This is a genomic window from Burkholderia sp. (assembly GCF_018375725.1).
In the GTDB taxonomy this organism is placed as follows: Bacteria; Pseudomonadota; Gammaproteobacteria; order Burkholderiales; family Burkholderiaceae; genus Burkholderia.
This window is the reverse complement of the sequence record NZ_JAHACR010000279.1, coordinates 1-5,602: the sequence shown is the minus strand read 5'-3', so window position 1 is coordinate 5,602 and position 5,602 is coordinate 1. Positions and strand designations below refer to the sequence as shown.

Here is a 5,602-nt window from a genome sequence, read left to right as displayed (position 1 = left end):
GTCGAGGCCGGCGCGCTTACTTCTTGAACACCAGGTCGCCCTTCAGCGATTCGATGTAGGCCGCGACGTCCTTCATGTCGTTGACCGACAGGTTTTGCACCTGTGCCTGCATGATCGCATTGCTGCGGCCAAGCAGCGGATTCGCGAGGCCCATCTGGTACTGGCGCATCGCCCAGACCAGATAGTCGGCGTGCTGGCCCGCGAGGCGCGGATACTCGGCGTTGATCGGCTGGTTCATCTTCGCACCGTGGCAGGCTGCGCAGTTGTGCGATTCGACCAGATCTTTGCCCTTCGCGAGATCGGCCGCGTGCGCGGTGCCGATCGCGAGGCCGGCCGCGAACACAAATGCCGCCGCCGTCTTGAATGCGTTGTTCATGAATGCTCCTATCCCGCGTGTGAGATCAGCAAGCGCGAGGCTTACTTGTAGGGATTGTCCTTCGTGTCGGATTTCTGGGCGGCGTAGTAAGCCGACAGATCGGCGATGTCCTGGTCCGTCAGCGAACCGGCGATCGCATTCATCGACGGGAAATGACGATCCTTCTTGCGGTAGGCTTGCAGCGCATTTTCGAGATATTGCTGGTTCTGGCCACCGATGACCGGCACCCGGTAGACCTCCGGGTAAGCTGCACGATAGCCTTCGATGCCGTGGCAGCCGATGCACATGGCGGCCTTGCTCGCCCCGTCCTTCGGGTTGCCGACCACACCGGCCGCCTGCGCGCTGCCCGCGAGCGCCACGAGCGCTGCGACAACGACGTGTTTGCCGACGAATTTGTTCATAGCTCTTGTAACCTAGCTTGAGGGGAAACTGGCGCCAAAGCGGCACGCCCGCGCCGTTTTGCTAATCGGGTCGCCACGCAGGCCAAAAAAACGGCCAGATTGTACCGCGTCGGCGGGGAACGCGTCCATATGACGCACCCAGACCGCCCCAACGCAGCCCCCGCAACGATACGCGCCCCGCCCCGTCAGTCCTTCTGACTTATACTGGGTTTTTTTCGCGAAAAGAGCGCCGCCATGCGTTTCGAAGGATCCTCGCACTACGTCGCCACCGACGATCTGAAACTCGCGGTCAATGCCGCGCTCACGCTGCAGCGCCCGCTCCTGATCAAGGGCGAGCCCGGCACCGGCAAGACCATGCTCGCCGAGGAAGTCGCCGCGGCGCTCGACATGCCGCTCCTGCAGTGGCACATCAAGTCGACTACGAAGGCGCAGCAGGGCCTGTATGAATACGACGCGGTGTCCCGGTTGCGCGATTCGCAACTCGGCGACGCGCGCGTGAAGGACATCGCGAACTACATCGTCAAGGGCGTGCTGTGGCAGGCGTTCGACGCCGAGCGTCCGAGCATCCTGCTGATCGACGAGATCGACAAGGCCGACATCGAATTCCCGAACGATCTGCTGCGCGAACTCGACCGGATGGAATTCCACGTGTACGAGACGCGCGAGACGGTGCGCGCGCGGCATCGCCCGCTCGTGATCATCACGTCGAACAACGAGAAGGAACTGCCCGACGCATTCCTGCGCCGCTGCTTCTTCCACTACATCCAGTTTCCCGATCCGGCGACGATGCAGAAAATCGTCGCCGTCCACTATCCGAACATCCGCGAGGAACTGCTGCAGGCCGCGCTCGAGCGTTTCTTCGAATTGCGCAGCGTGTCGGGCCTGAAGAAGAAGCCGTCGACGTCGGAGCTGCTCGACTGGCTGAAGCTGCTGCTCGCCGAGAACATCGGACCCGACGCGCTGCGCGATCAGGACCGCCAGCAGAGCGTGCCGCCGCTGGCAGGCGCGCTGCTGAAGAACGAACAGGATCTGAGCCTGTTCGAGCGGCTCGTCTACATGAACCGGCACAACCGCTGAGCCGCGCAGCCCTCGCCCGCCCGCAGCCCCCCCCATCGAGGAGACAACCATGCGCCGCTGGATCGAACCCGTCACGCTCGAAGGCCGCCACGTCCGGCTCGAACCGCTGACGCTCGATCACGTTCCCGGCATCGCCGCCGCCGCCGCGGACGGCGAGCTGTGGAAGCTCTGGTATACGGCCGTCCCCGCGCCCGGCGAGGAACGCGCGTACGTCGAAACCGCGCTCGAACAGCGCGACAGGCAAGGCTGGTGTCCGTTCGTCGTGCGCGATGCGGCGGGCGAGATCGTCGGCTCGACGCGCTACATGAACGTCGACGAGAAGCATCATCGCCTCGAGATCGGCACGACGTTCTACGCGCAGCGCGTGCAGCGCACGCCGCTCAACACCGAAGCGAAGCTGCTGCTGCTCGGCCACGCATTCGACCGGCTCGGCGCGATTGCCGTCGAATTCCGCACGCATTTCATGAACCACGCGTCGCGCACCGCGATCGCCCGCCTCGGCGCCAAGCAGGACGGCATCCTGCGCAACCACCAGATCGGCCGCGAAGGCGAGCTGCGCGACACGGTCGTGTTCTCGATCCTGCCAACCGAATGGCCGGCCGTGCGCGCGAACCTGACACTCAAGCTCGCGCGCTGAGCGCGCTACCGCGAAGGCCCGCCCCATGCTGCTCAATTTCTTCTACGCGCTGCGCGCGGCCAGGCTCCCCGTCTCGGTGAAGGAATACCTGACGCTGCTCGAATCGCTGAAGGCCGGCCTCATCGAGCCGTCGATCGACGCGTTCTACTATCTCGCGCGGATGACGCTCGTGAAGGACGAGCAATACTTCGACAAGTTCGACCAGGCATTCGGCGCGTACTTCCACGGTGTGTCGGCGCTGCCGTCGGACGCATTCGAGATTCCGCGCGAATGGCTCGACAAGCGTTTCGAACGCGCGTTGAGCGCCGAGGAGAAGGCCCGGATCGAAGCGATGGGCGGCCTCGACAAGCTGATGGAACGCCTGAAGCAACTGCTCGACGAGCAGAAATCGCGCCACGAAGGCGGCAACAAGTGGATCGGCACCGGCGGCACGTCGCCGTTCGGGCATGGCGGCTACAACCCGGAAGGCGTCCGCATCGGCGGCCCGTCGAACGGCAACCGCACGGCGGTCAAGGTGTGGGAAGCGCGTGCGTACCGGGATTACGACGATTCGGTCGAGATCGGCACGCGCAATATCAAGGTCGCGCTGCGGCGACTGCGCCGCTTCGCGCGCGAAGGCGCGGCCGAGGAGCTCGACCTGCCCGGCACGATCCGCAGCACCGCGGCGAACGCCGGGTGGCTCGACCTGAAGATGGTGCCCGAGCGCCACAACAACGTGAAGGTGCTGATGCTGCTCGACGTCGGCGGCTCGATGGACGACCACATCAAGCGCACCGAGGAACTGTTCTCGGCCGCGAAGGCCGAGTTCAAGCATCTCGAATTCTTCTACTTCCACAACTGCGTGTACGACCATCTGTGGAAGAACAACCGGCGACGCCATGCGGAACGCACCGCGACGTGGGACGTGCTGCACAAGTTCACGCCCGACTACAAGCTGATCTTCGTGGGTGACGCGACGATGAGCCCGTATGAAGTCCTGCAGCCGGGCGGCTCGGTCGAATACAACAACCCGGAAGCGGGTGCCGTATGGCTGCGGCGGCTCGCCGATCAATTCCCGCATCACGTGTGGCTGAACCCCGAGCCCGAGCGGCTCTGGGAATACCGGCAGTCGATCGCGATCATCCGCGACGTGCTCGGCCAGCGCATGCATCCACTGACGCTCGCCGGCCTCGAAACGGCCATGCGCATACTCAGCAAGTAACGACGGCCGCCATCGTGCGGCACGCTTCTCCGGAGCAGACATGACTCAGTCGACCACCGCGACCGATGGCCGCGAAAGCGGCCGCTTCTTCGCCGACACCTCGGTCTCGGCGCTCGTCGCCGGTTTCGTCGCGATGATGACCGGCTACACCAGCTCGCTCGTGCTGATGTTCCAGGCGGGCCGCGCCGCCCACCTCACCGATGCGCAGATCTCGTCGTGGATCTGGGCGCTGTCGGTCGGCATGGCGCTGACGACAATCGGGCTGTCGCTGCGCTATCGCGCGCCGATCGTCGTCGCATGGTCGACACCCGGCGCGGCGCTCCTCGTCGCGTCGCTGCCCGGCGTGCCCTACCCGGAAGCGATCGGCGCGTTCGTCGTCTGCGCGCTGCTGCTGACCGCCGTGGGCATGAGCGGCCTGTTCGACACATTGATGCGCAGGATTCCCGCCGGCATCGCCGCCGCACTGCTCGCCGGCATCCTGTTCGAGATCGGCATCGAGATCTTCCGTGCCGCGCAGTTCCAGCCCGCGCTCGTGCTCGTGATGTTCTTCACGTATCTGATCGTCAAGCGTTTCGCGCCGCGCTTCGCCATCGTGACGACGCTGCTCGCCGGCACGGCGGTCGCCGCCTCGCTCGGCCTGCTCGACTTCAGCCATTTCCACGTCGCGCTCGCCAGGCCCGTGTTCACGATGCCCGCGTTCTCGGTCGCGTCGATCGTCAGCATCGGCATTCCGCTGTTCGTCGTCGCGATGGCATCGCAGAACGTGCCGGGCATTGCGGTGTTGCGCGCGGACGGATATCAGACACCGTCATCGCCGCTGATCTCGACAACCGGCCTCGCATCGCTCGTGCTCGCGCCGTTCGGTTCGCACGGCGTGAACCTCGCCGCGATCACCGCCGCGATCTGCACCGGCCCGGAAGCGCACGAGCATCGCGCGAAACGCTATGCCGCCGCGGTCTGGTGCGGCACGTTCTACCTGATCGCCGGGATCTTCGGCGCGACGATCGCCGCGCTGTTTGCCGCCCTTCCTAAGGCGCTCGTCGTGTCGGTCGCCGCACTCGCGCTGTTCGGCTCGATCATGAGCGGCCTCGCCAACGCGATGCAGGACGTGAAGCAGCGCGAAGCGGCGCTCGTCACCTTCATGGTCACCGCGTCCGGCCTCACGCTGCTGTCGATCGGTTCGGCGTTCTGGGGACTGGTCGCGGGCATCGTCACGCAAGTCGTCCTGAACGTGCGGCGCCCCGCGTGACGCCGCCGCCCGCGGTGAGCCGCGGGCATCTGCACCGCCGAAACATGCGCGACGCGATTCGGGCCTAAAATAGCGGATTGGAAACGGCACGCGATGCCGCTTCGCTTCGCCGCCGCGCCCGCTCGCGCGGCGCTTGAGAACCCCGGCGCACCGCGCCCTCTTCTCGACTCGCCATGACTACCGCACTCGACCAGCTGAAGCAGTACACCACCGTCGTCGCCGACACGGGCGATTTCCAGCAGCTCGCACAGTACAAGCCGCAGGATGCGACCACGAACCCGTCACTGATCCTGAAAGCGGTCCAGAAGGACGCCTACAAACCGATCCTCGAAAAAACCGTTCGCGATCATCGCAACGAAAGCACCGATTTCATCATCGACCGTCTGCTGATCGCATTCGGCACCGAAATCCTGAAGCTGATTCCGGGCCGCGTGTCGACCGAAGTCGATGCGCGCCTGTCGTTCGACACGAAGCGCTCGCTCGACAAGGCACACGAACTCATCCATCTCTACGAAGCTGCCGGCATCGGCCGCGAGCGCATCCTGATCAAGCTCGCGTCGACCTGGGAAGGCATTCGCGCGGCCGAGATCCTGCAGAAGGAAGGCATCAAGTGCAACATGACGCTGCTGTTCTCGCTGGTGCAGGCAGCCGCGTGCGCGGA

General features: G+C 65.0%; 7 protein-coding genes. 5 read left to right on the top strand and 2 right to left on the bottom strand.

The window, feature by feature from the left end; all coding sequences use genetic code 11:
- Window positions 1-16 precede the first annotated feature (16 nt).
- Window positions 17-376 carry a c-type cytochrome gene (locus KH616_RS20660; protein WP_292250370.1) on the bottom strand — a complete coding sequence of 120 codons (360 nt, stop codon included), beginning with the start codon at window positions 374-376 and terminating at the stop codon, window positions 17-19.
- A 41-nt stretch (window positions 377-417) separates the two neighbouring features.
- Entirely contained in the window at window positions 418-777 is a 360-nt protein-coding gene (locus KH616_RS20655) for a cytochrome c (RefSeq protein ID WP_292250368.1), read from the bottom strand.
- A 234-nt stretch (window positions 778-1,011) separates the two neighbouring features.
- On the opposite strand from KH616_RS20655, the gene KH616_RS20650 reads away from it, so the two are divergent.
- From KH616_RS20650 to KH616_RS20630, 5 genes are all read left to right on the top strand, one after another.
- Window positions 1,012-1,854: a MoxR family ATPase gene (locus KH616_RS20650; RefSeq protein WP_292250367.1), complete on the top strand. Its 843-nt coding sequence runs from the start codon at window positions 1,012-1,014 to the stop codon at window positions 1,852-1,854.
- A 49-nt stretch (window positions 1,855-1,903) separates the two neighbouring features.
- Window positions 1,904-2,491 carry a GNAT family protein gene (locus KH616_RS20645; RefSeq protein ID WP_292250365.1) on the top strand — a complete coding sequence of 196 codons (588 nt, stop codon included), beginning with the start codon at window positions 1,904-1,906 and terminating at the stop codon, window positions 2,489-2,491.
- Window positions 2,492-2,516: 25 nt separating this feature from the next.
- Complete coding sequence (locus KH616_RS20640) at window positions 2,517-3,692, top strand: VWA domain-containing protein (RefSeq protein WP_292250364.1); 1,176 nt, start codon at window positions 2,517-2,519, stop codon at window positions 3,690-3,692.
- A 40-nt stretch (window positions 3,693-3,732) separates the two neighbouring features.
- Complete coding sequence (locus tag KH616_RS20635) at window positions 3,733-4,941, top strand: benzoate/H(+) symporter BenE family transporter (RefSeq protein ID WP_292250362.1); 1,209 nt, start codon at window positions 3,733-3,735, stop codon at window positions 4,939-4,941.
- Window positions 4,942-5,114: 173 nt separating this feature from the next.
- On the top strand, window positions 5,115-5,602 hold a 488-nt coding region (locus KH616_RS20630), incomplete at its 3' end, for a transaldolase family protein (RefSeq protein ID WP_292250360.1).

Excerpts from the sequence above, each read along its gene's own strand:
- KH616_RS20660 (WP_292250370.1), bottom strand. The coding sequence starts at position 376 with ATGAACAACGCATTCAAGACGGCGGCGGCATTTGTGTTCGCGGCCGGC.
- KH616_RS20655 (WP_292250368.1), bottom strand. The coding sequence starts at position 777 with ATGAACAAATTCGTCGGCAAACACGTCGTTGTCGCAGCGCTCGTGGCG.
- KH616_RS20650 (WP_292250367.1), top strand. The coding sequence starts at position 1,012 with ATGCGTTTCGAAGGATCCTCGCACTACGTCGCCACCGACGATCTGAAA.
- KH616_RS20645 (WP_292250365.1), top strand. The coding sequence starts at position 1,904 with ATGCGCCGCTGGATCGAACCCGTCACGCTCGAAGGCCGCCACGTCCGG.
- KH616_RS20640 (WP_292250364.1), top strand. The coding sequence starts at position 2,517 with ATGCTGCTCAATTTCTTCTACGCGCTGCGCGCGGCCAGGCTCCCCGTC.
- KH616_RS20635 (WP_292250362.1), top strand. The coding sequence starts at position 3,733 with ATGACTCAGTCGACCACCGCGACCGATGGCCGCGAAAGCGGCCGCTTC.